The 23,730-nt window shown below is 49.6% G+C and carries 24 protein-coding genes and 1 tRNA gene; 10 read left to right on the forward strand and 15 right to left on the reverse strand.

Annotated elements, in window-relative coordinates:
- Position 1: 1 nt before the first annotated feature.
- Together FM042_RS10110 and maoP are read left to right on the forward strand one after the other, a co-directional pair.
- Positions 2–76, forward strand: a tRNA-Gly gene (locus FM042_RS10110).
- Positions 77–417: 341 nt separating this feature from the next.
- Positions 418–786, forward strand: coding sequence for a DUF413 domain-containing protein (maoP, locus tag FM042_RS10115; RefSeq protein WP_143236304.1), 369 nt, complete (start codon positions 418–420; stop codon positions 784–786).
- Between the two features lie 38 nt (positions 787–824).
- Here the strand turns inward: maoP and purD are convergent, their stop codons facing one another.
- From purD to cutA, 12 genes are all read right to left on the reverse strand, one after another.
- Positions 825–2,108 carry a phosphoribosylamine--glycine ligase gene (gene purD, locus FM042_RS10120; RefSeq protein ID WP_143236305.1) on the reverse strand — a complete coding sequence of 428 codons (1,284 nt, stop codon included), beginning with the start codon at positions 2,106–2,108 and terminating at the stop codon, positions 825–827.
- A 9-nt stretch (positions 2,109–2,117) separates the two neighbouring features.
- Positions 2,118–2,960: a class I SAM-dependent methyltransferase gene (locus tag FM042_RS10125; protein ID WP_221931530.1), complete on the reverse strand. Its 843-nt coding sequence runs from the start codon at positions 2,958–2,960 to the stop codon at positions 2,118–2,120.
- 160 nt (positions 2,961–3,120) lie between these two features.
- Positions 3,121–4,692 carry a bifunctional phosphoribosylaminoimidazolecarboxamide formyltransferase/IMP cyclohydrolase gene (gene purH / locus FM042_RS10130; protein ID WP_143236306.1) on the reverse strand — a complete coding sequence of 524 codons (1,572 nt, stop codon included), beginning with the start codon at positions 4,690–4,692 and terminating at the stop codon, positions 3,121–3,123.
- Positions 4,693–4,822: 130 nt separating this feature from the next.
- Entirely contained in the window at positions 4,823–5,632 is an 810-nt protein-coding gene (locus FM042_RS10135; RefSeq protein ID WP_143236307.1) for a DsbC family protein, read from the reverse strand.
- A gap of 162 nt (positions 5,633–5,794) precedes the next feature.
- Positions 5,795–6,091 (reverse strand): DNA-binding transcriptional regulator Fis, encoded by a 297-nt coding sequence (gene fis / locus FM042_RS10140; RefSeq protein WP_143236308.1) that lies wholly within the window; start codon positions 6,089–6,091, stop codon positions 5,795–5,797.
- Positions 6,092–6,101: 10 nt separating this feature from the next.
- A complete protein-coding gene (dusB, locus tag FM042_RS10145; protein WP_143236309.1) occupies positions 6,102–7,085 on the reverse strand; it encodes a tRNA dihydrouridine synthase DusB in 984 nt (327 codons plus the stop codon).
- Positions 7,086–7,240: 155 nt separating this feature from the next.
- A complete protein-coding gene (gene prmA / locus FM042_RS10150) occupies positions 7,241–8,122 on the reverse strand; it encodes a 50S ribosomal protein L11 methyltransferase (protein WP_143236310.1) in 882 nt (293 codons plus the stop codon).
- 115 nt (positions 8,123–8,237) lie between these two features.
- Positions 8,238–9,581 (reverse strand): acetyl-CoA carboxylase biotin carboxylase subunit, encoded by a 1,344-nt coding sequence (gene accC / locus FM042_RS10155; RefSeq protein WP_143236311.1) that lies wholly within the window; start codon positions 9,579–9,581, stop codon positions 8,238–8,240.
- 29 nt (positions 9,582–9,610) lie between these two features.
- A complete protein-coding gene (gene accB, locus FM042_RS10160) occupies positions 9,611–10,069 on the reverse strand; it encodes an acetyl-CoA carboxylase biotin carboxyl carrier protein (protein WP_143236312.1) in 459 nt (152 codons plus the stop codon).
- A gap of 23 nt (positions 10,070–10,092) precedes the next feature.
- On the reverse strand, positions 10,093–10,545 hold the full coding sequence (aroQ, locus tag FM042_RS10165; RefSeq protein ID WP_143236313.1) for a type II 3-dehydroquinate dehydratase: 453 nt from the start codon (positions 10,543–10,545) through the stop codon (positions 10,093–10,095).
- Between the two features lie 205 nt (positions 10,546–10,750).
- Positions 10,751–12,523, reverse strand: a complete 1,773-nt coding sequence (locus FM042_RS10170; RefSeq protein WP_232366421.1) for a protein-disulfide reductase DsbD — start codon at positions 12,521–12,523, stop codon at positions 10,751–10,753.
- Between the two features lie 13 nt (positions 12,524–12,536).
- Positions 12,537–12,854 (reverse strand): divalent-cation tolerance protein CutA, encoded by a 318-nt coding sequence (gene cutA, locus FM042_RS10175; protein WP_143236315.1) that lies wholly within the window; start codon positions 12,852–12,854, stop codon positions 12,537–12,539.
- Between the two features lie 86 nt (positions 12,855–12,940).
- On the opposite strand from cutA, the gene FM042_RS10180 reads away from it, so the two are divergent.
- The 4 genes from FM042_RS10180 (at position 12,941) to FM042_RS10195 (ending at position 16,318) form a co-directional block, all read left to right on the forward strand.
- Entirely contained in the window at positions 12,941–13,474 is a 534-nt protein-coding gene (locus tag FM042_RS10180) for an FxsA family protein (protein ID WP_143236316.1), read from the forward strand.
- 158 nt (positions 13,475–13,632) lie between these two features.
- Positions 13,633–13,923 carry a co-chaperone GroES gene (locus FM042_RS10185; protein ID WP_143236317.1) on the forward strand — a complete coding sequence of 97 codons (291 nt, stop codon included), beginning with the start codon at positions 13,633–13,635 and terminating at the stop codon, positions 13,921–13,923.
- 52 nt (positions 13,924–13,975) lie between these two features.
- Entirely contained in the window at positions 13,976–15,607 is a 1,632-nt protein-coding gene (gene groL / locus FM042_RS10190; RefSeq protein WP_143236318.1) for a chaperonin GroEL, read from the forward strand.
- Between the two features lie 195 nt (positions 15,608–15,802).
- Positions 15,803–16,318 (forward strand): DUF3016 domain-containing protein, encoded by a 516-nt coding sequence (locus FM042_RS10195; RefSeq protein ID WP_143236319.1) that lies wholly within the window; start codon positions 15,803–15,805, stop codon positions 16,316–16,318.
- An 81-nt stretch (positions 16,319–16,399) separates the two neighbouring features.
- Here the strand turns inward: FM042_RS10195 and epmB are convergent, their stop codons facing one another.
- Positions 16,400–17,407: an EF-P beta-lysylation protein EpmB gene (gene epmB, locus FM042_RS10200; RefSeq protein WP_143236320.1), complete on the reverse strand. Its 1,008-nt coding sequence runs from the start codon at positions 17,405–17,407 to the stop codon at positions 16,400–16,402.
- 130 nt (positions 17,408–17,537) lie between these two features.
- On the opposite strand from epmB, the gene efp reads away from it, so the two are divergent.
- The 3 genes from efp (at position 17,538) to FM042_RS10215 (ending at position 19,634) form a co-directional block, all read left to right on the forward strand.
- On the forward strand, positions 17,538–18,104 hold the full coding sequence (efp, locus tag FM042_RS10205; RefSeq protein WP_143236321.1) for an elongation factor P: 567 nt from the start codon (positions 17,538–17,540) through the stop codon (positions 18,102–18,104).
- Positions 18,105–18,112: 8 nt separating this feature from the next.
- A complete protein-coding gene (gene epmA, locus FM042_RS10210; RefSeq protein ID WP_143236322.1) occupies positions 18,113–19,090 on the forward strand; it encodes an elongation factor P--(R)-beta-lysine ligase in 978 nt (325 codons plus the stop codon).
- A 100-nt stretch (positions 19,091–19,190) separates the two neighbouring features.
- Positions 19,191–19,634, forward strand: coding sequence for a MerC domain-containing protein (locus tag FM042_RS10215; RefSeq protein ID WP_143236323.1), 444 nt, complete (start codon positions 19,191–19,193; stop codon positions 19,632–19,634).
- Here the strand turns inward: FM042_RS10215 and trmA are convergent.
- Complete coding sequence (trmA, locus tag FM042_RS10220) at positions 19,631–20,731, reverse strand: tRNA (uridine(54)-C5)-methyltransferase TrmA (RefSeq protein ID WP_143236324.1); 1,101 nt, start codon at positions 20,729–20,731, stop codon at positions 19,631–19,633. The genes FM042_RS10215 and trmA overlap by 4 nt on opposite strands.
- A 271-nt stretch (positions 20,732–21,002) precedes the next feature.
- On the opposite strand from trmA, the gene FM042_RS10225 reads away from it, so the two are divergent.
- The gene (locus FM042_RS10225; RefSeq protein ID WP_143236325.1) at positions 21,003–22,820 is read left to right on the forward strand and encodes a S8 family serine peptidase; all 1,818 of its coding nucleotides are present in this window, start codon (positions 21,003–21,005) and stop codon (positions 22,818–22,820) included.
- Between the two features lie 82 nt (positions 22,821–22,902).
- Here FM042_RS10225 and FM042_RS10230 read toward each other — a convergent pair whose 3' ends face one another.
- Positions 22,903–23,391 carry an RNA recognition motif domain-containing protein gene (locus FM042_RS10230; RefSeq protein ID WP_143236326.1) on the reverse strand — a complete coding sequence of 163 codons (489 nt, stop codon included), beginning with the start codon at positions 23,389–23,391 and terminating at the stop codon, positions 22,903–22,905.
- Between the last annotated feature and the right edge of the window lie 339 nt (positions 23,392–23,730).

The following is a 23,730-nucleotide window of genomic DNA, read 5'->3' on the forward strand; positions in this document are numbered from 1 at the left end:
TGCGGGAATAGCTCAGTGGTAGAGCACAACCTTGCCAAGGTTGGGGTCGCGAGTTCGAATCTCGTTTCCCGCTCCAAATTGCAGAAAAGCAGCCTTAGGGCTGCTTTTTGCGTTTCTAACCGGGGGAAACGAGATTACATCTCGATTGCTCAGGCCATCCCTGGCCTGAGCCCTTCGGGTTCCCTGCGGTCACGCTCTCGCACATCCGTGTGCTCGGAGTCCCGCTCCAAATTGCAGAAAAGCATCCTTAGGGCTGCTTTTTGCGTTTTCAGTCTGGTGGTTTTTAGAAATACGGTTGCAAGCAATTGCGAAATTTTGTCGAAAAAGATTGACAAAGTTTTTCAGTACCTCTATATCGTCTCCTGAACGCGACAGTTCACTGTCGTTTAGGATAGTTGTCTGAATGGTGGGAATGATATGGCGACTGCAAACCGAGATACATTGCTTCGGAAACCGTTTAACGATTTTCGGAATTATCCTTATGGATTCGCCCGCTCTGGTGATTTTTCAATTCGCGAGAGTGACGCACTGTTGCATTACGGATGCTTGATTACGGCCATGCTAAATGGCGATTTTGCACCGGAAACGAAGGAAGATAAATCGTTGCTTGCGGTAGCAAAAGGCGAACAAGCCCCGGAAACGGCAGTTGAAAAGGCGTGGGCGAAATATCAGGCGCGAATTAACCGTCCGAAGGTCGGCAGCATGTACGGCCGCTCAAAAGTAGTGGAAGACGACTCAGATTTTGATTCGACTACCGCAGACGATGATCTGGTGGTTGAAGATTAAAAAAATGGCTCCCTCGGGAGCCATTTTTGTTTGTGTCGTTAAACTTGCTCGCGTTTTATGGCGCGATGACCGATGTCGGTACGGTAATACACACCGTCCCAATGAATCTGCTTAACCAGTTTATAGGCAGCTTGTTGTGCTGTGGTGACGGAGTCGGACATGGCCGTGCAGCAAAGCACCCGACCACCTGCAGTTACGGTTTTCTCGTCTTTAAGTGCGGTGCCCGCGTGGAAAGTTTTGCTGTTCTCAGTGGCAGCAGGAATACCTTCAATAATATCGCCTTTGCGATAGCTCTCAGGATAGCCCCTGGCAGCGAGTACAACCCCCACAGCAGCGCGCGGATCAAATTCAATTGGCGTAGTGCCTAAACGAGCCGCTAATGCGTCTAAACACAATTCCACTAAGTCGGATTGTAAGCGCATCATAATCGGCTGAGTTTCTGGATCGCCAAACCGACAGTTGTATTCTAAAACCTTCGCGGAACCGTCTGGTGCCACCATCAAACCAGCGTAGAGGAAACCGACATAGGTGTTACCTTCCGCTTTCATGCCTTCCACGGTAGGCCGCATCACGTGTTCCATCACCCAATCATTGACCGCTTGCGTGACCACAGGCGCGGGAGAATACGCACCCATGCCACCTGTATTCGGACCTTTGTCGCCGTTATCACGGGCTTTGTGATCCTGGCTAGATGCAAATGGCAGAATGGTATCGCCATCGACCATGGCAATAAAACTGGCTTCTTCGCCCACTAAGAATTCTTCGATGACCACCCGGCTGCCAGCATCACCGAATTTGTTACTAGCTAACATATCATCGATGGCTGCATCGGCTTGTTCGAGTGATTCGGCAATGATCACCCCTTTGCCTGCGGCAAGGCCGTCGGCCTTGATCACGATAGGCAATGACTGAGTGCGCACGTAGGCTTTAGCCGGCTCAATATCGGTAAAATTTTGATAGGCGGCAGTGGGAATCTGGTGACGGGCGAGGAAGTCTTTACAGAACGCCTTAGAGCCTTCCAGTTGTGCAGCCCCTTTGGTGGGGCCGAAAATCGCCAATCCGTGTGCCTGAAATGTATCCACCACGCCAAGTACAAGCGGAGCCTCTGGGCCTACGATAGTGAGATCGATGCGTTCCTTTTGAGCAAAGGCGAGCAGGCCCGAAATATCGTCGGCGGCAATGTCGACATTGGAAATATGTGCTTCTGCTGCAGTGCCAGCATTGCCAGGGGCTACAAATACATGTTCAACACGGCTCGATTGCGCCGCTTTCCAAGCGAGGGCGTGTTCGCGACCACCCCCGCCAATCACCAGTACCTTCATGCTTTTTTCCTACGCGTCAGGTTTTCGAAATTTCAGGGTAAAGCGGTCGCTCTCCCCGATGCGTTGATAATGTTCACGGTCGATATCACCGTGGCGTAAGGTGGGGGGTAACGCCCACACACCGCCTTCATGATCCGCTGTGTCATTTGGATTCGCGTTCACATCACTGCTACCGATATATTCAAATCCGGCAGCTTCCGCAAAAGCGCGCGCCCAGCTTTCTTTCATATAACCAGAGGATTGCATTTCTTCATCGGCACGATCATCAGGTAAGCGGTGATCGACAATCCCGAGAATGCCACCTGGTTTCAGCGCAGCATAGAATGCAGCAAAGGCATCGCTAATGCCTTCTTCTTGGCCCTGCATAAACCAGTTGTGCAGATTACGGAAGGTTAGTACGCGGTCAGCGCTGCCGGCAGGCGCAATATCATGCTCAGTGCCTGGAGCAAATGATGTGACGATGACGTTCTCATACACGGAATGACTGGCCATCTTTTCATCAAATCGGGTGCGCGAGTTGCGATACATTTCCCGTGGATGGTCTGTTGAGAAATGCGCCGCGTATAAGGTGCCGTTATCATGCAGGTACGGGGCGAGTATCTCTGTATACCAACCACCACCCGGCCAAATCTCGACCACGGTCATATCTGGCTTCACTTCGAAGAAGTTCAGCGTTTCATAGGGGTTGCGAAATGAATCACGGGCAACAAACGCCGGCGTGCGATGTTCGCCCGCAATGGCGTCTTTAAGGGCTTGATTACCACCGTGGTTATGGGCAATAGCCAGAGCACTAAATGACATGGCACAAACAGCGGCCACACTTGTTAACAGGATTTTTGCTTGGATGTTCATAAACGCTCCTTGCATTCGTAGTTGTCATGCATGCACGAGCATGCATATGGGTCATGCGTACATTGAGTGTAATTTCGTGCTAATAAGCGTAGCAGGGATTCAAATTTGTGTTGAACCCCTGCATGCACTCATGACACTACGTTGATGTTTCCTATTAAGATTAGTGACGGAAATGACGCATGCCGGTAAAGACCATAGCGATCCCATGCTCGTTTGCAGCTGCAATGATTTCCTCATCGCGAATGGATCCGCCAGGTTGGATAATGGCTTTAATTCCCGCTGCCGCTGCTGCATCGATACCATCGCGAAACGGGAAGAAGGCATCAGATGCCATCACTGAACCCGGAACTTCGAGTCCTTCGTCAGCGGCTTTGATGCCGGCAATCTTGGCGCTATATACCCGGCTCATTTGGCCAGCACCGACACCAATGGTCATGCCATCTTTCGCGTACACGATTGCGTTGGACTTCACATACTTAGCGACTTTCCACGCGAAGCGCAAATCACTGAGTTGCTGTTCCGTCGGAGCCACTTCGGTGACTACTTTTAAGTCGACATCGGCAACAACACCATGGTCGATTTCTTGGACGAGCAGTCCACCTTGAACCCGCTTGAAATCTAGTTGTGCTTGGCGCTTGGTGAATGGTTCGGTGACCAGCAAGCGCACATTCTTTTTCGCCGCAACGATCGTCTGTGCTTTTTTGCTGGCGCCCGGTGCAATGATCACTTCCACGAACTGACGATTGATAATGGCATGGGCTGTTTTTTCATCGAGCGGCTGGTTAAAGGCAATAATGCCGCCAAATGCTGAGGTTGGGTCGGTTTTGAACGCGCGCTCATAAGCGTCAAAAATGTTTTCGCCAACGGCGACACCACAGGGGTTCGCATGTTTGACGATGACGCAGGCAGGCTCATGGAATGACTTTACACACTCAAGGGCGGCGTCAGTGTCGGCAATGTTATTAAATGAAAGCTCTTTGCCTTGTAGCTGTGTTGAGCTTGCCACCGAGGGTTCCTGATGGCTTGGATCCACATAGAACGCCGCTTGTTGGTGGGCGTTTTCGCCATAGCGCAGGTTTTGCTTCTTATGAAGTTGAAAATTAAGGGTGCGTGGAAAACGATCGGGTGCTTGGTAGTCGTTGGTACGTTGGCCAAAGTAATTTGCAATCATACCGTCGTATGCGGCCGTGTGCTCGAAAGCACGAATGGCCAAATCAAAGCGCGTTTCATCGGTCACACCATCAAGGTCGGCAAGTTCGCCAAGAATGCGGTCATAGTCAGTTGCATTGACTACGATGGTGACATCACGATGGTTCTTGGCTGCCGCGCGCACCATGGTGGGGCCGCCAATATCGATATTCTCAATGGCATCTTCTAGCGTACACCCTGGTTTTTTTACGGTATCAGCGAATGGGTATAGGTTAACGGCTACCAAATCAATGGGTGCAATACCGTGTTCATCCATCACCGCCTGGTCCTGATCGCGCCTTGCTAAGATTCCGCCATGAATTTTTGGGTGTAACGTTTTTACTCGCCCATCCATAATTTCCGGCTGTCCTGTATGTGCAGACACTTCAATCACGGGTACACCGGCTTGTTCAAGAAGTTTTGCGGTGCCGCCGGTGGATAGAATTTCGATACCGCGGGCGTGCAGGGCTTCGGCGAATTCAACAATGCCGGTTTTATCGGAAACGCTTAATAGTGCGCGACGAATAGGACGAATCTGGCTCATGGTCAGGTCTCGTAATTTGCTAGCGTGAAGGGGACATCACGGGCGCACCGAGGAGGAGAAGCCGCATGATGGATGCGGCTCAGCATTATACGCGAAAAGCGCAGTGAAGCGAAGTCAAAGGCGTTGGTGATTAACCGCCTTGGCGTAATCGCTGTACGATTTGTTGCGCCGGCTGGTAACCGTTAATAACGCCGCCGTTCGACAACACAATAAATGGTGTGCCTGTAACGCCAATCCGTTGACCAAGCTGGTAGCCTTCACGTACGGTGCGCTGACATGCTTCTGTCTTATCGACTTGAGCATAGGTGCTACCTTGGGTGCCGGCTTTAAAGTCGTTCATGGCGGCTTGTTGATCATCGGCACAATAAATCGTCGTTAACTGATCGAAATCGCGTCCGCCCTGTAATCCTGTGCGCGGGTATGGTAGATAGTGAACGCTTACACCTGAAGCAGCATAAATATCAAGCTCTTCATGGAGGCGACGGCAATAACCGCAGGTTGGGTCGGTAAACACATAGATGGCTCCCACTTCGCTCACGTTACTGTTCGCTGGATAGCTCACGAGCATCTCTTGCGGTAAGTTCGGAATTTCCTCTGAGGCGATTTCAGCCATACGCTGCGCGCGGAATTCTTGGCTCAAGTTGGTAATACTGGCAAGTTCGAAAAAATCGCCCACGAAGGCATATTGACCGTCGCTGCTTACCACCATGCTTTGTCCACCTAAGCTGATTTCGTAGAGATCGTTAAAGCCGAACTCACTGAGGTTCCGATGCACAATAACACTAGCATTGGCGAAGCGCGGATTTCCTTCGCGAATGGCATTCACTAGGGCGCTGTGATCGTGAGTATCTACCTCGGCGACGTCGTTTCCATTGCTTGAACTTAGAAAAATTCCGATCGCGACAAGGATGGCAAAAACAGGGATCAATAGTTTGTTCATCAAGGCGGTATCCGTTACTACAAGAAAAGAAAACTCACTCTAACCGAAGTTACCTACGAGCGCAAAGTTGCGCTACAGAAAGTTTTTCGGGCAGGTCTTAGCCAATAAAAAAGCGCTGTTATTTCGACAGCGCTTTTCCACAATAGTTTTGGCGATGATCCGTTAGTTCATGCCGTACTTTTTTAATTTCTTGCGTAATGTACCGCGATTGATGCCAAGCATGGTTGCTGCGCGGGTTTGGTTGCCGCGGGTATAGGTCATCACTTCTTCAAGCAATGGTGCTTCGACTTCTGCGAGAACTAACTCATACAGCTCTTCTGGATCTTGACCATCCAGCTGCTTAAGGAAGTTATTCAGCGCTTGCTTTACCGAATTGCGTAATGGCTTCGGATTTGAATTCTGGCCAATGGTAGTCAAAGGTGTCGATACTGCTTCACGATTTGCGTTTTGGTCAAACATAATAGCGCTCTTATTTCTCGTCTAAGTTAACAAAATATTCTTCAAGTGCCTGCAATTGGGCTGGCGCACTTTCTAACGCATTAAAGGCGCGTTTAAAGTTCGCTGCACCGGGCTTATCTGCCAAGTTCCCCTGCAAGTACCAACCGATGTGCTTGCGGGCAATGCGTAACCCACGTTGTTCGCCGTAAAATTCGTGCAACGCGTTTAAATGTGTCCGCATTACCTCTGTGATTTCTTGACCCGTAGGCGGAGTATATTCCGAGCCGGTATTCAAAAAATGCACGATCTCTCGAAAAATCCAAGGGTTTCCTTGGGCTCCTCGTCCCACCATTACTGCATCGGCTCCCGTGTACAGCAGTACATCGCGAGCTTGCTGTGGCGTTGTGATATCGCCGTTAGCGACTACAGGAATGGAGATGGCCTGTTTGATCGCCTTTATGGTGTCGTACTCCGCGTGGCCTTTATACATGCAGCTGCGAGTGCGTCCATGAACTGCGAGCGATTGAATCCCTGCTTGCTCGGCAATTTTCGCAATGTCTACGCCATTGCGATTCTCCGGGTTCCACCCGGTTCGAATCTTTAAGGTGACCGGAACATCAACCGCTTGCACAACTGCGGTGACGATGCGCTCCACCAATGCGGGATCTTGCAATAACGCAGATCCTGCGAGCTTCTTATTCACTTTTTTCGCTGGACAGCCCATATTGATATCAATGATCTGAGCGCCTTCCTGCACATTGTGCTGAGCCGCTCGCGCCATTAACTCCGGATCGGATCCGGCAATCTGGACCGCTCGAATTCCCGGTTCCTGTGTATGTACCATTCGTGCGCGAGATTTCTCGGTATCCCATACATCCGGATTACTCGAAAGCATCTCGGATACCGCCATCCCTGCACCTAATTGAACGCACAATCGACGAAACGGCAGGTCGGTCACCCCAGCCATGGGTGCGAGTAACACATTGTTCGTCAATTCGTAGGAACCTATCCGCATCGGTTATTTTCTGTTCAGCGAAAGGGACGAGAATTTTAGGGAATTTAGCGCCTAAAGAAAAGGCGAGAAAGTGACCAAATTTGAATAAAATTGCAATTTTTACACTTGACTTTAGCGTCCGAAAGACTCTCTCGCGGACGCCTGTTAATGAGTTGTTATTTTTGCCGTGTTCCGTGTAGGAAACACCATTCGTCATGGTAACGCACAGGGGCAAAGGTTACCTCTGGTGTATAGGCCGCCATAACATCCTCCGCTTGCCGTGCAAGTATTCCGGAAAGTGCAATCTGACCACCCGGTTTGAGGTAACTCAACAGGATAGGTGCTAACTCCTGCAACGGGCCTGCCAGAATATTGGCAATCACGACATCCACAGGTTCATTTGGCGCAAACTCTGGAAGGTAGACGTCAAACTGATCGGACACGTGGTTCAAAACTGCGTTTTCACGCGTGGCAAGCAGTGCTTGCTGATCGATATCCGTGCCTACACAATGCGCAGCGCCCCGCTTAAGCGCGGCAATACCCAAGATGCCAGAACCACAGCCAAAATCTACGACGCTTGTTCCCTGAAGCTCAGTCTCGCCGATCCAGGCTAAACACATAGAGGTGGTGGGGTGGGTACCGGTGCCAAAGGCCATGCCCGGATCGAGGAGAATATTAGTTGCGTCCGGGTGGGGCGGCTGATGCCATGATGGAACGATCCATAGGCCGTTGCCGAAATCCATGGGCTTGAAGTTGTCCATCCACTCCCGTTCCCAATCTTTATCTTCTAATTGATCGGTTTTATAGCGCAAGGGCTTTTCCAGAAAGCTCACTTTGGCAAGATTTTTTATTACGGGCTGCATATTGGTTTCGGCAGGAAACAAACCCGTCACCTGAGAAAGCTCCCATAAAGGGACTTCGCCGGGACCCGGCTCGAAGATAGGGGCGTCTTTTGCATCGCGATAGGTCACCGCTTGGGCGCCGTTGGCCATAAGAATATCGCCAAGTTGCCGTCCGTAATCTTCTTTCGTAGTGAGGGTGAGTTGTATCCAAGCCATGGCAATCTCTTTATCAATCAATAAATCTCTGGGGCCAATAAAAAAGCTCAGGAGGAACCTGAGCTTTGGTGTATGTCGGCGCCCGATTACGGGGCATAGTTTAGCACAATTGGATTTAGCTCAGCCCGAGCTTTTTCTCCAAATAGTGGATATTGGTGCCACCGTGCTGGAAGTTCTCGTCTGCCATAATATCTTTTTGCAGCGGAACATTGGTTTTAATGCCTTCAATAATCAGTTCGCTTAACGCGTTGCGCATGCGCGCAATGGCCACATCACGGTTTTCGCCGTAAGTAATCAGCTTACCAATCATTGAATCGTAATTTGGCGGTACCCGATATTCCGTGTAGATGTGGGAATCCCAACGCACGCCCATACCACCCGGAGGATGGAAGCGATTGATGGTACCCGGTGACGGAATAAAGTTCTTCGGATCTTCGGCGTTAATCCGACACTCAATGGCATGACCGCGCACAATAATGTCTTCTTGGTTGATAGACAGTGGTCGACCGGCGGCGATACGCAACTGTTCTTTCACCAAATCGACTCCGGTGACCATTTCAGTTACCGGGTGCTCAACCTGAATACGGGTGTTCATTTCAATGAAATAGAACTCGCCATTTTCGTACAAGAATTCAAAGGTACCGGCACCGCGATAACCAATCTCGACACAGGCTCGCGCACAACGCTCACCGATGCTCTTACGCATCTCAGTGGTGATCCCTGGCGCAGGCGCTTCTTCTACCACTTTTTGGTGGCGACGCTGCATAGAGCAATCACGTTCACCTAAGTGAATCGCATTGCCTTGACCATCGGCGAGTACCTGAACTTCGATATGGCGTGGGTTCTCAAGAAACTTTTCCATATACACAACAGGGTTACCGAACGCAGAACGGGCTTCACTTTGAGTAGCTTGAATGGATTTTAGTAAGTCTTTTTCTTCGCGTACAACGCGCATACCGCGACCACCGCCACCACCGGCCGCTTTAATGATCACAGGGTAGCCGATGCGTTTGGCGATCTTTTTGTTTTTCTCGCCGTCATCGTCGAGTGGGCCACCGGAACCAGGTACACAAGGTACACCTGCTTTTTTCATGGCTTCAATCGCGGATACTTTGTCACCCATGATGCGAATAACTTCAGGCGTTGGACCAACGAAGATAAATCCGGAATTTTCGACTTGCTCGGCGAAATCAGCGTTTTCTGCAAGAAACCCGTAGCCTGGATGAATGGCGGCTGCGTCGGTGACTTCTGCTGCGCTAATAATACGCGGAATATTTAAGTAACTTTCGGTGGCTGAAGGCGGACCAATACAAATGGACTCATCCGCTAACAGCACGTGCTTCAAATTTTTATCGACCGTGGAATGGACTGCCACCGTTTTAATGCCAAGCTCTTTACAGGCTCGCAAAATTCGCAGTGCAATCTCGCCCCGGTTCGCAATCACTACTTTATCTAGCATAACAAGTGCCTTTTTTGCGTACGCGTGGCTTACTCGATCACGAATAATGGCTGATCGAACTCAACGGGAGCTTCATTCTCTACCAGAATTTGCTTCACCACACCGGATACGTCGGCTTCGATATGATTCATCATTTTCATGGCTTCAACGATACAGAGGGTATCGCCTACGTTCACGCGTTGACCAACAGTAATAAAGGCCTTCGCGCCAGGGGCTGGCGACTCATAGTAGGTACCAACCATCGGCGATTTCACCACATGACCAGAAATCTCTTCTGCCTTCGGCTCAGCGGCAGGAGCGGCCGCTGGTGCTGCAGCTGGTGCCGCTTGCTGGGGCGCCGGCATTTGCATGTGCGTCATTTGCGGATAAGCAGGGGCTGCCGAGTGGCGGCTAATACGTACTGATTCTTCACCCTCAGTAATTTCTAACTCAGAGATGCCAGACTCTTCGAGCAGTTCGATCAGTTTCTTAATTTTACGAATATCCATTAGCTGAATAACCTTTAACTAGTTTAATTTGAATTCGAAAGCTGCGTTGCCGCTGCAGCCAATGCAAAGTGGTAGCCTTGTGCGCCTAGGCCACAAATCACGGCTTTGGCACAGTCGGAAAAATACGAATGACGTCGGAAGGGCTCCCGAGCGTGCACATTTGAAAGGTGCACTTCAATAAAAGGAATCCCTGTCCCGAGTAGAGCATCGCGCAACGCAACACTGGTGTGCGTGAACGCAGCGGGATTGATAATGATGAAATCGGCCTGACCACGCGCCTGATGAATTGCGTCGATCAATATGTGCTCGGCATTGCTCTGGATAAAGCTTATCGAGAGGCCAAGCTGGCTGGCTTCCGTGCGCAGCATTGATTCGATGTCGTTCAGGGTCGTGGTTCCGTAAACGTCGGGTTCCCGTGTACCCAACAAGTTTAGATTCGGTCCGTTCACCACAAAAATATGTTTTTTATCTGTCATCGTGTCGCTATCTGCTGCGAAATTGAAATATTTCGGCCTAAGTATAAAAAAGACCCGAAACTTTCAACAAGGTTCGGGTCATTATAAATAATAATTTCGTTTTCGCAGCAAAATACTGGTCTTATCAGCGAAATTCGCAGCAATGTTTGCTGCTTCTGAACCGCGACGCCATCACTAAAGCATCGGATTTTCTATTATTGCCGCATCATTGCTGCATTATTCGCCGTAAATGGTTGTTAAATTGCTCTGCATCGATAAATCCAGTAACGCGCCATTCGGTCATTTCTTCGCCATCGCGATTGAAAAACAGCACCGTCGGGAGGCCTAATACTTGATATTCACTTAACAGCGCCGTGTTGTTGGCGCTAATAGACGTCACATCTGCTTGCAGCACATGGAAGTCGTTAAGGGTGCTTTGTACCTCAGGATCGGCGAAGGTGTAACGCTCAAGTTCAAGACAGGCAACACACCAGTCGGCATAGAGGTCAAGCATAACCCATTGGCCTTGTGTATTAGCTTTGGCTATCTGCTCTTGCAGTCCGCTCAGATCGCTCACCATGGTAAATTGCAATTTACGTTCGGCGAAAGAGCCATCAACGTACGGTAATTGCCACTTTACACCGGCGCCGGCGTAGCCAAGTAATAAGATAAGACTAATGGCTCGTCCTGTGGTTCCGAGTTGTTTCCATAGTTCCCGTAGTAATAAGGCAGCACTGCCCACAAAGAAAGCAATCCAGACCCAACCGGCAATGCTGTAATGCAACAGACGTTCTACCAAGAATATGGCGACTGCCAACATCAAGATGCCAAATAGGATTTTCACGGTATTCATCCACTGGCCGCTCTTCGGCAATAGTTTGCCACCGGACATCCCAATTAAAATCAGTGGTATGCCCATGCCTAAACTCAGAGCGTAAAGCACAAAACCACCGACAAAGACGTCGCCGGATTGGGCAATAAAGAGCAATGCTCCCGAGAGTGGCGCCGTGGTGCATGGTGATGCAATTAGGCCTGATAAAACACCCATCATAAATACACTTGGGTACACACCGCCTTTTTGCTTGGAGCTAAGTTCCGTGAGTTTTTGTTTTAGACCACTGGGCATATCCATGCGAATCGCACCAAACATCGCCAGCGCAAAAACTACAAATAACGCCGCGAGAACTCCGAGTAACACCGGGTGTTGCAAGTAAGCTTGATATTGCATTCCGGCCAGTGCTACCAGAATACCCAATAGGGTGTAGGTGATCGCCATTCCTTGCACGTATACGAATGACAACCAGAAGCCACGCCGCACACTGAGTGAGCGTCCACCTTGCTGTTGGTTAATAATAATGCCTGAGATAATCGGATACATGGGGAACACGCAGGGTGTGAATGCGAGTCCTAGACCGAGCAACAAGAAAATGCCGGCGGTCAGCCAAATACGGTCTGGCTGTAATAAACTAAATACGCCGGTAGCAGGTGCTGGTGAGGTACTGGAAAAATCCTCGAGCTGATAGCTTCCGCTTGGCCCTGCCCCCGTAGTACCATCGAGGAACACATCCACGGTGGCTGGTGCATAACACAGCCCGGCATCGGCACAGCCTTGAAAGCGCACTGTTAATACATCCCCAGTTTGTGCTTGAGCAAGGTCCACGGTTAGGGTTACAAAATCTCGATAGATTATGGAATCACCAAAGAACTCATCATTGTGCGCGATGCCCTCGGGGAGCGGGTGAAGTTCATTGACGAGAGTTTCAGGCGTTAAACCAAAGCGATGCTGATATAGGTAGTAGCCTTCCGTGATCTCAAAATTGAGATACAGGCGGTCGCCATCCTGACTGTATGAAAAAGGAAAGGCTTGGTGCACCGGCAGGAATTCACCTTCGGCATTAGAGAAGAATGATGGTTGCGCCTGAGCGACACCCCACACCAGAAAAAGTACACCAATCCAATTGAACCAGCGGGAAAAACGTTTGCTACTACGTGTACGCACAGTATTGGTTACCTCATGTTCGTGCCGTGACCTCGGCGACCCATTGTATATAATCCGACAAACCTTTGGCGACAGGCACAGCTAGAATCTCCGGCGTATCGTAGGGATGCCATTCTTGCAGCTGTTGCTCGAGCGCTTGATAGCGCTCGTCGGTAGTTTTTAATATCAGCATTACTTCATTGCTTTGCTCAATGTTTCCTTGCCACTCGTATACCGACTCAATTCCAGGCTGAATGTTCACACAAGCCACCAGTTTTTCTTTTACTAAGCGGCTAGCTAAATCACGAGCGGTTTCGATATCAGGTACGGTACAAAACACCATGAGGGTCATTTGAACCTCCAACTCTTCGAATGTGAGCACTTGAAAACAGGGGTATGATGCCCCATGTATGCGAGATAACCAAGACAAGGTGACTTATGTTTCCAGTAATACTGCTTCTATTTATCGTGGTTCCCTTAATCGAGATTCTGGTTTTGATTCAAGTGGGGCAAGTGATCGGTGGCTTAAATACGATCTTGTTGCTGATCGTTACCGCGGTCGTGGGTGCCTCGTTGGTGAGGAGCCAAGGCCTGCGGGCATGGTCGCAAGCGCAACAACGTATGGCCATGGGCGAAATGCCAGGGCAGCAGTTAGCGGAAGGCATGATTATCTTTATGGCGGGGGTGATGTTTGTCACGCCTGGCTTTGTGACTGATATTGTTGCGGTGGTGTTTTTGTTACCGGGATTCCGACAAGCCTTTGCGCGAAAAGTCATGCAACGGATGCAAATGCATACCATGCACGGCGGGGTACATATGCATGGTTCATTTCGTGCAGGCCCACGTGGCCCCGGCAGTGATCCTCGAGGGCCAAGCAATGAATCACAGGGCGGACGTACCTTTGAAGGTGAATATAAAGCGGAAGACGCCGATCAAGAGCGTATCCAGCGCGATGATCGCGACGATAAGTAATTTTTTGCGATCTGCCCCTTGTATTCCATTGGGCCGCCCCCATTTTCAGAACACCCGAGTGCGGTAAAGCACGTCACGAATTTTTTAAACCGAGGTGAGCTTGCGAGCATCACCTTATTGAAACCCAAACAAACTATCATTGAGTAGGAGTAACTCGAATGAAACTTCGTCCATTACATGATCGTGTGATTGTTAAGCGCGCTGAAGCTGAAAGCAAATCACCAGGTGGTATCGTACTCACCGGTTCGGCTGCAGAAAAATCAACGCGCGGTGAAGTGATTGCCGTAGGCAACGGTCGCATTCTCGACAATGGCGATGTAAAGCCATTAGATGTGAAAGTTGGCGACGTTGTGCTGTTCAGTGAAGGCTACGGTGTGAAAACTGAGAAAATTGACGGTGAAGAATACCTCATTATGAGCGAGTCAGACATTCTGGCAGTGGCTGAATAATTGTCTTTGCAAGCATATTGAACAACGTATTTAAAGAGAAGGAATTAGGAAGATGGCAGCGAAAGAAGTGAAATTTGGAAATACTGCGCGTCAGAAGATGCTAAAAGGCGTGAATGTTTTAGCAGATGCGGTAAAAGTAACCCTGGGCCCGAAAGGCCGTAACGTTGTACTCGAAAAATCCTTTGGTTCTCCAACCATCACCAAAGACGGTGTGAGCGTTGCCAAAGAAATCGAGCTAGAAGATAAGTTCGAAAACATGGGCGCACAAATGGTGAAAGAAGTGGCGTCTAAGGCGAATGATGAAGCCGGTGACGGTACGACGACCGCTACCGTGTTAGCGCAATCAATTGTAACCGAAGGCTTAAAAGCAGTGGCCGCGGGTATGAACCCAATGGATCTGAAGCGCGGTATTGATAAAGCCGTTATCGCCGCGGTTGAAGAGCTGAAGAAAATCTCTCAGCCTTGTGCCGACAACAAAGCTATTGCTCAAGTAGGTACCATTTCTGCGAACTCAGATAGCACCATCGGTGAGATCATCGCAAAAGCTATGGACAAAGTGGGCAAAGAAGGCGTGATCACCGTTGAAGAAGGCCAAGGTCTGCAAGACGAACTCGACGTGGTTGAGGGTATGCAATTTGACCGTGGCTATTTGTCTCCTTACTTCATCAACAATCAAGAGTCTGGCTCTGTAGAGCTCGACAATCCGTTGATTTTGTTGGTCGACAAGAAGATCAGCAACATCCGTGAGTTGTTGCCGGTACTGGAAGGCACGGCAAAATCAGGCAAGCCATTGTTGATGATCGCTGAAGACGTGGAAGGCGAAGCCTTAGCCACCTTGGTAGTCAACAATATGCGTGGCATCGTGAAAGTTGCCGCGGTGAAGGCACCAGGCTTTGGTGATCGTCGTAAAGCGATGTTACAAGATATCGCGGCTTTAACTGGCGGTACCGTGATTTCTGAAGAGATCGGTATGGAGCTAGAAAAAGCGACCCTAGAAGAGTTGGGTAGCGCGAAGCGTGTTGTCATCAACAAAGACAGCACCACCATTGTTGACGGCGCTGGCGACCATAAAGCCATTGAAGGACGCGTCACGCAAATTCGTCAGCAGATGGAAGAAACAACCTCTGACTACGACCGCGAGAAGCTACAAGAGCGTTTAGCGAAGCTTGCCGGCGGTGTTGCGGTAATTAAAGTAGGTGCTGCAACCGAAGTAGAAATGAAAGAGAAGAAAGACCGGGTTGAAGATGCGCTGCATGCAACTCGTGCTGCCGTTGAAGAAGGCGTGGTTCCTGGTGGCGGTGTGGCATTGGTTCGTGCCGCAAGCAAGCTTTCTGAGCTGATGGGCGACAACGAAGACCAAAACGTGGGTATTCGTTTAGCACTGCGCGCAATGGAATCGCCACTGCGCCAGATCGCTGCCAACGCTGGCGCGGAAGGTTCAGTTGTTGCCAACAACGTGAAAGCGGGTGAAGGTAACTACGGCTACAACGCAGGTAACGACACATACGGCGATATGCTAGAAATGGGTATTTTGGATCCAACAAAAGTAACCCGTTCTGCACTGCAGTTTGCTGCATCAATCGCTGGCCTGATGATTACCACCGAGGCAATGGTGGCTGAACTTCCAAAGGAAGACGCACCAGCCATGCCTGGCGGTGATATGGGCATGGGCGGCATGATGTAAGCCCATTCCTAAGGCAGCCAACGCATTGCGTTGGCGACCTCTGGTGTTTGAAAAAGGGTGGTGCGCGAGCACCGCCCTTTTTTCTATCCACATCTTTGACAATTCTTTACGAAATAGCGGTAGGCATCCACTTGTAGTAAACCGGCGTAACAACTATACCTAAGATGAGATGCGTTACCTTGAAGGAGGGCATATATGAAAGCATTGTGGATCGCGTTGATCACTAGCACGATGTTTGTTTCCGTGGCAGTGAACGCTGCGGATGTGAAAGTTACTTGGCAAGATCCAAGTAGCTATCGAGATATTCAAGCGGCTGATATGCAACAAGCACGCTTTCAAGAGCAGTTGTTTGCGGCTTTCGAAAGCAAGTTTGAGTCGCTCGCAGCAGATCTACCTGACGGCTACACGCTTTCTATTATCGTGACAGACGTAATGCTAGCGGGTTTGGTGGAAATGCATGACTTACAAGGTCAACCGAAGCAAATGCGCGTGATTCGTCCGGGCTATTATCCGGAAATGAAACTAACTTACTCGCTCGTAGATGCGGATGGTAATGAAGTTCAGGCCGGCGATGAACATATTCGAGGCCGAGAGCTTTTTGGTCAAGGTCGTTTGGAATCAAAGCAGCGGCGCCGAGGCGTTGAGCTCATTGAGTACGAAGGTGCCATGTTGGATCGCTGGTTTAAAAATACTTTTAAAGCAGACGATTAAGTAAACAATAGTGCTATACCAAACCACCGTTCTTTGTAACGGTGGTTTTTTATTGGTTGGCAAACAATGGAGAGAGAGCTTCTAGCGCAACGGTGTTTTATTGGGTTCCCCTGCTAGCTCGCGCACTAAAGTGGGCACCAGAAATCCGGGAAGTTGGGATTGCATTTGTTGATGTAGCTTCAACGCTTTGGCATCGTCGACTGCGAAGTGGGCCGCTCCAGACACCGGGTCGAGCTGATGCAAATAATAGGGCAGTATGCCGGCGCGAAACACGGCTTCGTGAAGGGCTATCTGTGCATCTAGGCTGTCGTTAATTGCCTTGAGTAAAACGCTTTGATTTAAAAAGTGGATTCCGCGCTGGCGCCACTGAGCGACAAAATCACTTAGCTCTGTTGAAACCTCATGGGCGTGGTTAATATGCAGCACCATTGTTACTGGAACGGGCAATGAACTGAGTGCGTCACCGAGATCGGAAGTAAGGCGTTGGGGAATGACCACAGGTAGGCGTGTATGAATGCGTACGCGCCGAATTTGTGCCAGAGCGGTAAAGCGGTGTAAGGCATCCACTACATGCGCGTCACTTGCCATTAAGGGGTCACCGCCGCTGAGGATCACTTCATTAATATCTGGGTGCTGCGCGATGTAGTCGCACATATGGTCTAGGTCTGATTTGCTAATGTGATGCTCTTGGTAGGGAAAGTGGCGCCGAAAACAATAGCGACAATTTACCGCACATCCCCCACGAAAGATCACCAATACACGACTCTTATATTTGTGCAGTAACCCGGGAATCTGACTGGCGTTTTTCTCGTCTAATGGGTCCGTGCTGTATCCAGGCACCTGCGCAAACTCATCACTTTGTGGAAGCACCTGCAACAGCAATGGGTCTTGGGTGTTGCCTGGCTCCATCAATGCAGCAAAAGGCTTAGGCACTCGCATAGGAAATAAAGAGCGCGCAGACTCGTGCGCAGTCACCCAATCGGCAGGTAACTGCAAATAGTCGGCGAGTGCTTGCGGCGAGGTAAAGGATTGGGCCAGCTCGCGCTGCCAACTGCTTTGGAGTTGAATATTGAATGCGTGGTCTGCCATACGCTAGGTGCTAAGCTCCATTGAATCGACGTATTCATCACTTGAGTCAACTATTTTACCTGAAATACAATTCGCTTTGGTTTATTATTAGGCCGTTTTTCAAATTCGTTATCGAAGGCACGAGGGGCTCATGGCCAATTACAGTACAAATGAATTTAAACAGGGCTTAAAAATCATGCAGGACGGCGAGCCGTGCGTGATTCTTGAGAACGAAATGGTTAAGCCAGGCAAAGGTCAGGCATTTAGCCGGGTACGCATTCGTAAATTATTGTCTGGCAAGGTGGTTGAGAAAACCTTCAAGTCTGGCGATAGCGTTGAAGGTGCGGACGTAGTGGATGTTGAACTTGCGTATTTGTATGCAGATGGCGAGTTCTGGCACTTCATGAACAACGAAACCTTCGAACAAATTGCAGCGGACGACGCGGCTGTCGGTGACAATAAAAAATGGTTGGTGGAACAGGACGTGTGTACGTTAACACTCTGGAACGGCAAGCCGATTAACGTTGCACCGCCAAACTTCGTTGAGTTGGAAATCGTTGAAACCGATCCTGGTTTGAAAGGTGATACCGCGGGAACTGGCGGAAAACCGGCGACTTTAAGTACCGGTGCAGTGGTGCGCGTACCTTTATTCGTGCAAATCGGCGAAGTGATCAAGGTTGATACGCGGTCTGGCGAATACGTGTCACGGGTAAAATAAGCGCTCGAATGACCGACGTTCGCTGGCAACCCACGGCATCGTGGAACGTGCTTCATAATCGTGCGGATATGCTTCGGCGTATTCGCACTTTTTTTGCTGAACGCGATGTACTTGAGGTCGACACGCCGCTCCTGTCTCACGCGGGTGTCACTGATGTGCACCTTCAGAATGTGACGGCGCAATTGCAGGGGCCGGGGATGCCAATCCCAACAACCTTCTATCTACAAACGTCACCAGAATACGCGATGAAACGGCTGTTGGCGGCAGGGAGCGGTTCCATCTATCAGATTTGTAAGGTGGTACGCGATGATGAAATTAGCGTGCGCCACAACCCCGAATTCACCATGCTCGAATGGTATCGGCCTGGTTTTAGCGATGCGGATCTGATGGCGGAAACCGACGTCTTAGTGCGGGATATTCTTGGCTGCGCGGAAGCGGAGTATGTTACCTATCAAGATGCGTTTCAGCGTGAGCTCAACATTGATCCATTAACCTCAGCGGGCATTGCCGAATTAAAGCAACGGTTACTTCATGATGGCTATGGAAGCGCCATCGATGAAAGTGACAGCGCCGATACACTTTTGCAGTTAGCCATGAGTATGTATGTGGAGCCGAATATTGGGCAGGAGCGGCCGTGTTTTGTAACGCACTTTCCAGCGTCGCAAGCGGCGCTTGCCAAGCTAAGCACCGATGACCCGCGAGTATCCCATCGTTTTGAGTTGTTTTATCAGGGATTAGAACTTGCAAATGGATTTTGGGAACTTACCGATGCCAAGCAGCAGCGCCAACGTTTTGAGCAGGATAATCGGGAGCGGAAAGCGCTCGGTTTGCAAGAACAGCCGGTAGACGAACGTTTCCTTGCGGCGTTAGATGCGGGCATACCTGAATGCGCTGGCATCGCGGTGGGTTTAGATCGATTGCTGATGCTTCGCGTGGGAGCACAAGACATTAGTCAGGTACTGTCGTTTCCTATTGAGAGAGCCTAGTTGGTAGCGAGCTGGTCAAAAAGTCGCCTTTCAATTTCGCACTCTTTGTTATATTATTACATCCTAAATTTTTTAGTCAGTCCAAGGTTAGATCACGCGTATGTACCACAAGCCCCTCGATAAAGCAGGAATTATTGTCGCCGTTTTGTGCGCCATTCACTGCCTATTAGTCCCTGTTGTATTACCAACATTAGCGTTGGTGGGCTTGTCGTTTTTGGGCTTTGAACTCTTCGAACGCATTATCCTTTCTATCAGTTTGTTGATTGGTAGTGTGGCCGTGTTTATGGGCATGCGTCACCACCGGAGCTGGACACCGTTTTTCTTTCTCGCCTTAGGTGGGGTGCTGTATTTCGGTAAGAACACCTTTGGAAGTACATGGGAACCATTACTTATTTTGACGGGAGCGGCGTTTATCGTTGTTGCACACACTCTGAACTTGCATTTGTGCCGCGTGAAAAATAGAAACAAGCCGTGCGAGGAAGTGGAAGCCGCCCAGCACAGCGCGCTGGAAGCTGCAAAGCAGGCGAACGAAAGTACGGTTTAAGCTTTCCGTGTAAGGTAAACGCCCGCTTCGATATGGTGCGTAAACGGGAATTGATCAAATAAGGCCGCATGCTGAATATCATGGGTTTTGGTTAATTCCTTCAAGTTCTCCGCAAGTGTTTCCGGATTACAAGATACATATATAATCGCTGGGAACTCCGCAACCATGGCTACGGTCATCTCATCAAGTCCCGCCCGCGGCGGATCCACCAGCACGGTGGTAAAATCATAACTCGTTAAGTCAATATCTTGCAGCCGCGACGGCAAGGCTTCGCCCTTGATCGCGGCAGAGCACTCTTCGGCAGATAAGCGTTCGATGCGAACATTCTCAATGCCATTCATGGCAATGTTTTTCTTCGCCGAGTTTACCGAGGTTCTGCTAATTTCCGTGCCCAGCACATGACGAAATTGACTTGCCAAGGGCAAGCTGAAATTCCCGTTGCCGCAATAGAGCTCTAACAAATCCCCTTGCGCATCTTTGGCGACATCACAGGCCCACTCAATCATATGAGTATTCACTGCAGCATTGGGCTGGGTAAAACTATTTTCGATATGCTCGAACTGATAGGGCCGTTCGTGGATCGTGAGTTTCTCCACCACATAATCGCGATGCAATACTTCCTTTTGTTTTCGGGCCCGGCCGATCAAATCAACAGTAGCGAACTGCTGAAGGTGGTCGCGCAGGTGTTCGGCATGCGCTTTCCATTCGTCATCGAGCTGCCGATGGTAAAGCAAGGAAATGAGCGCTTCATTTGTGGTGGTCGTAAGAAAATCCACCTGAAATAGCTTGCGTCGCAGTTGCGGTTTATCGCGAATAAAATCTAACACCCCCTGCATGAGCTGATTAATCAGTACATTTGCAGCGGCGAATTGATCGACTCGGTACTTCTCTTTGGTTTCAGGATTAAACATCACATAGTAAAGATCATCGCCATCGTGCCACACGCGAAATTCCGCACGCATGCGGTAATGTTCAGGAGGGGATGGAAATACTGCCAATGCAGGTGCTGCAAAAGGTGTGAGCAAGGTGGTGAGGCGATCAGATTTCTCCGCCAATTGGGCTTGATAAGCCGCACCGAGATCGATTGGTTTTTGCATAACTAACACCTGTGTTGAGTCGACGTTTTCTAGGCCGCGCATTCTACCTGTTTTTCATTTAATCCGCACTTTTACTCAAATACAGGGGTAAACCCCTATTTTGTTATACCTAGGGTTCAGTTATTAATAGACATCCCTAAACGCTGTTCACAAAATAATAACAACTCGAACAGAGCCGTTGGGCGCGATTGCGCTTGGTAGTTACAAGGAGCTTTAGGGAACTTCGTTTCGGAAGGATAAAAATAATATTCAGGACAACAAGGTATAATTCATGTCAAAGACAAAAGTATTCACACGCGGCGCAATCGCTGCAGCAGTCGCTTCATTGCTGGCTGCACCATCTGTTATCGCAAATGATGAAGAGCGCGTCATCGTTGCATTCCAGCCAGGCGCTAAAGCTGCTGTACAACAAGCGGTTGAGCGTGCCGGTGGCCGCACTGTTGTTGATTTATCAAACGACAATGCCATGGCGATTAAAGTGCCAGCGCAAGCATTGCGAGGCCTTGAGCGCAACCCGAACGTTCTTTACATTGAAGAAGATGTGAAGCGCGAACTGTATAGCACAGAGTTTGAACCTAACCTGCCTTACGGCATTATGATGGTGCAAGCGGATCAGGTAAGCGCAGCGCTAGCGGGCAACCGAAAAGTGTGCGTGATCGATTCGGGTTATGATCTGGGTCACCCAGATTTACAAACTTCAGGTGTTGATGGTGTCTTTGATAGCGGTACAGGTAACTGGTTCACTGACGAAAACGGTCACGGAACCCACGTTACCGGTACTATTGCAGCGCTTGCCAATGGCTTAGGGGTTGTTGGTGTTGTGCCAAACGGCCAATTGAACATCCATGTTGTTAAAGTATTTAGCGAGAGTGGTTGGGCGTATTCGTCAAGCCTGATTGCTGCTGCTGATCAGTGCGCGAACTATGGTTCGAACGTGATCAACATGAGCTTGGGTGGTTCTTTCTCAAGCACTACGGAACGCAATGCATTCCAGCGTTTAAACGATGACGGTGTGTTGAGTGTTGCAGCCGCAGGTAACGGCGGTAACAATCGTCATTCATATCCTGCTTCATACCCAGCGGTATATTCGGTTGCTGCGGTAGACCGCGACGGTAACCATGCATCGTTTTCACAGTACAACAATGAAGTTGAGATTGCTGCTCCAGGCGTTGACGTGATGTCTACAGTGCCTCGTGGCATGGGTCAGCTTTCGTTGTTCAGCGCAGGCAGCGGTACATACAGCGCCATAGCTATGGACGGTTCGCCTGAGGGCGAAGGTTCAGGTGCGTTGATTGACTGTGGGTTGGGTACGTCAACCTGTCAGGGCGCGCAAGGTAATGTGTGTTTGATGGAGCGCGGCCAAATTAGCTTCGCCGATAAAGTACTCGCGTGCCAAAATGGCGGCGGTGTTGCGGCAGTTGTTTATAACAACGAATCAGGCCCACTAAACGGTACCCTTGGTGGTGTTTCTGTAAACATTCCAGCCGTGGGTATCAGCCAAGCTGATGGTCAAACTGCCTTAGGTAGCGTCGGTTCTTCAGCGTCAGTATCTGTTGGTGCAAGCGATTGGGCAAGCTACAACGGTACGTCGATGGCGTCTCCTCACGTTGCAGGTGTTGCGGCACTCGTATGGAGTCACTTTACTGAATGTACTAACGATGAAATCCGTGCGGCGCTTAACGCGACTGCGGAAGATCGTGGTGCAGCCGGTCGTGATAACTACTATGGTCACGGTATTGTGAAAGCCAAAGCTGCGTATGACTACCTGACAGCGAATGGCTGTGCTGGTGGTGATAATGGCGGCGGCGATGACGATAACGGTGGTGATAATGGCGGCGATGATGGCGCGTCAATCACTCTGAGTGCATCAACCTATAAAGTTCAAGGTCGCGCACGTGCCGATCTCACATGGTCTGGTGCTGACTCGTCAAGCGTAACTATCTTCCGTAACGGTTCTTCAGTAGCCACAGTAGCAAACACTGGGTCTTACACCGATGTAACTAACTTACGCGGAAGCGGTACTTTAACGTACAAAGTGTGTGAAGCTGGAACGCAAACATGTTCCGATGATGTGACTGTTTCTTACTAACCCCAACCGGTAAGTAATAGTTGTAAAAAAGAGGCCAGCGTTATGCTGGCCTCTTCCTTTCTATAAAACCTTCATCAAGGATTTACTCTTCGTTCTGATCAGCGTGAGCGGTTCGAACTTTTAAGGTACGCCCTTCGAAATCACGATCATTCAATTTCGCTAAAGCGAGGTCTGCACCAGTCACTTCCATTTCAACAAAGCCGTAGCCTTTCTTACGACCGGTGCGACGATCTTTCACCAAACGTACTTCATACACCTCACCATAGCGGCCGAATATACCTTCAACTTCTTCTTCGGTCACTTTAAATGGTAGATTGCCAACATAGAGGGTGCGGCTATCTGTTCCTTTACTCGAGCGTTTACTCTTTGGAGTAGTTTGCGTGGCTTGTTTCTTTTGCTTTAGGAAAAAAGAAACAAAGGGAGTCACAACCCCGCCTAAAAACGTACCGAGCGCCAATAAGGAAACAACAAGAGTGTCTGGAGCTTCGATAAATAACTGCGCAATAATGGTAAAAACAACTGCTACAACAGCAGCGATAACAACCTGAAAGCCTGAAAAAGCGCGATTCATAATAAAAATCCTTTCGCATTAAGTGAAAATAAAGAGTCAATAAGGAAACGGTGACGAAAAACAAGCAACCGTGCCCTCATCTTAGCGGTTATCTAAGCATCCGGCAAAATAAGCGTTGCTCAATTCCTGAGCGAACAGTTTTAAATGTACAATTTTGGGCTTGACCCATCATGAAAAATGCCTAAAATGCGCCTCTCGTCTTCGGACGAACGGCAAGTTCGCAAAAAAGTAGGTTTTCCTACGCGAATTTGGCCTTCTGATTAACCAGAAGCATAGGAAAACAAAAAACTTTCCGAAAGCGGTTGACAGAAAAAATGGGGCGTGTAGAATGCGCACCTC

The organism is Aliidiomarina halalkaliphila (assembly GCF_007096385.1).
GTDB lineage: Bacteria > Pseudomonadota > Gammaproteobacteria > Enterobacterales > Alteromonadaceae > Aliidiomarina > Aliidiomarina halalkaliphila.

Bases quoted from the DNA above. Each gene is read 5' to 3' on its own strand.
- maoP (WP_143236304.1), top strand. From the start codon at position 418: ATGGCGACTGCAAACCGAGATACATTGCTTCGGAAACCGTTTAACGAT.
- purD (WP_143236305.1), bottom strand. From the start codon at position 2,108: ATGAAGGTACTGGTGATTGGCGGGGGTGGTCGCGAACACGCCCTCGCT.
- FM042_RS10125 (WP_221931530.1), bottom strand. From the start codon at position 2,960: ATGAACATCCAAGCAAAAATCCTGTTAACAAGTGTGGCCGCTGTTTGT.
- purH (WP_143236306.1), bottom strand. From the start codon at position 4,692: ATGAGCCAGATTCGTCCTATTCGTCGCGCACTATTAAGCGTTTCCGAT.
- FM042_RS10135 (WP_143236307.1), bottom strand. From the start codon at position 5,632: ATGAACAAACTATTGATCCCTGTTTTTGCCATCCTTGTCGCGATCGGA.
- fis (WP_143236308.1), bottom strand. From the start codon at position 6,091: ATGTTTGACCAAAACGCAAATCGTGAAGCAGTATCGACACCTTTGACT.
- dusB (WP_143236309.1), bottom strand. From the start codon at position 7,085: ATGCGGATAGGTTCCTACGAATTGACGAACAATGTGTTACTCGCACCC.
- prmA (WP_143236310.1), bottom strand. From the start codon at position 8,122: ATGGCTTGGATACAACTCACCCTCACTACGAAAGAAGATTACGGACGG.
- accC (WP_143236311.1), bottom strand. From the start codon at position 9,581: ATGCTAGATAAAGTAGTGATTGCGAACCGGGGCGAGATTGCACTGCGA.
- accB (WP_143236312.1), bottom strand. From the start codon at position 10,069: ATGGATATTCGTAAAATTAAGAAACTGATCGAACTGCTCGAAGAGTCT.
- aroQ (WP_143236313.1), bottom strand. From the start codon at position 10,545: ATGACAGATAAAAAACATATTTTTGTGGTGAACGGACCGAATCTAAAC.
- cutA (WP_143236315.1), bottom strand. From the start codon at position 12,854: ATGACCCTCATGGTGTTTTGTACCGTACCTGATATCGAAACCGCTCGT.
- FM042_RS10180 (WP_143236316.1), top strand. From the start codon at position 12,941: ATGTTTCCAGTAATACTGCTTCTATTTATCGTGGTTCCCTTAATCGAG.
- FM042_RS10185 (WP_143236317.1), top strand. From the start codon at position 13,633: ATGAAACTTCGTCCATTACATGATCGTGTGATTGTTAAGCGCGCTGAA.
- groL (WP_143236318.1), top strand. From the start codon at position 13,976: ATGGCAGCGAAAGAAGTGAAATTTGGAAATACTGCGCGTCAGAAGATG.
- FM042_RS10195 (WP_143236319.1), top strand. From the start codon at position 15,803: ATGAAAGCATTGTGGATCGCGTTGATCACTAGCACGATGTTTGTTTCC.
- epmB (WP_143236320.1), bottom strand. From the start codon at position 17,407: ATGGCAGACCACGCATTCAATATTCAACTCCAAAGCAGTTGGCAGCGC.
- efp (WP_143236321.1), top strand. From the start codon at position 17,538: ATGGCCAATTACAGTACAAATGAATTTAAACAGGGCTTAAAAATCATG.
- epmA (WP_143236322.1), top strand. From the start codon at position 18,113: ATGACCGACGTTCGCTGGCAACCCACGGCATCGTGGAACGTGCTTCAT.
- FM042_RS10215 (WP_143236323.1), top strand. From the start codon at position 19,191: ATGTACCACAAGCCCCTCGATAAAGCAGGAATTATTGTCGCCGTTTTG.
- trmA (WP_143236324.1), bottom strand. From the start codon at position 20,731: ATGCAAAAACCAATCGATCTCGGTGCGGCTTATCAAGCCCAATTGGCG.
- FM042_RS10225 (WP_143236325.1), top strand. From the start codon at position 21,003: ATGTCAAAGACAAAAGTATTCACACGCGGCGCAATCGCTGCAGCAGTC.
- FM042_RS10230 (WP_143236326.1), bottom strand. From the start codon at position 23,391: ATGAATCGCGCTTTTTCAGGCTTTCAGGTTGTTATCGCTGCTGTTGTA.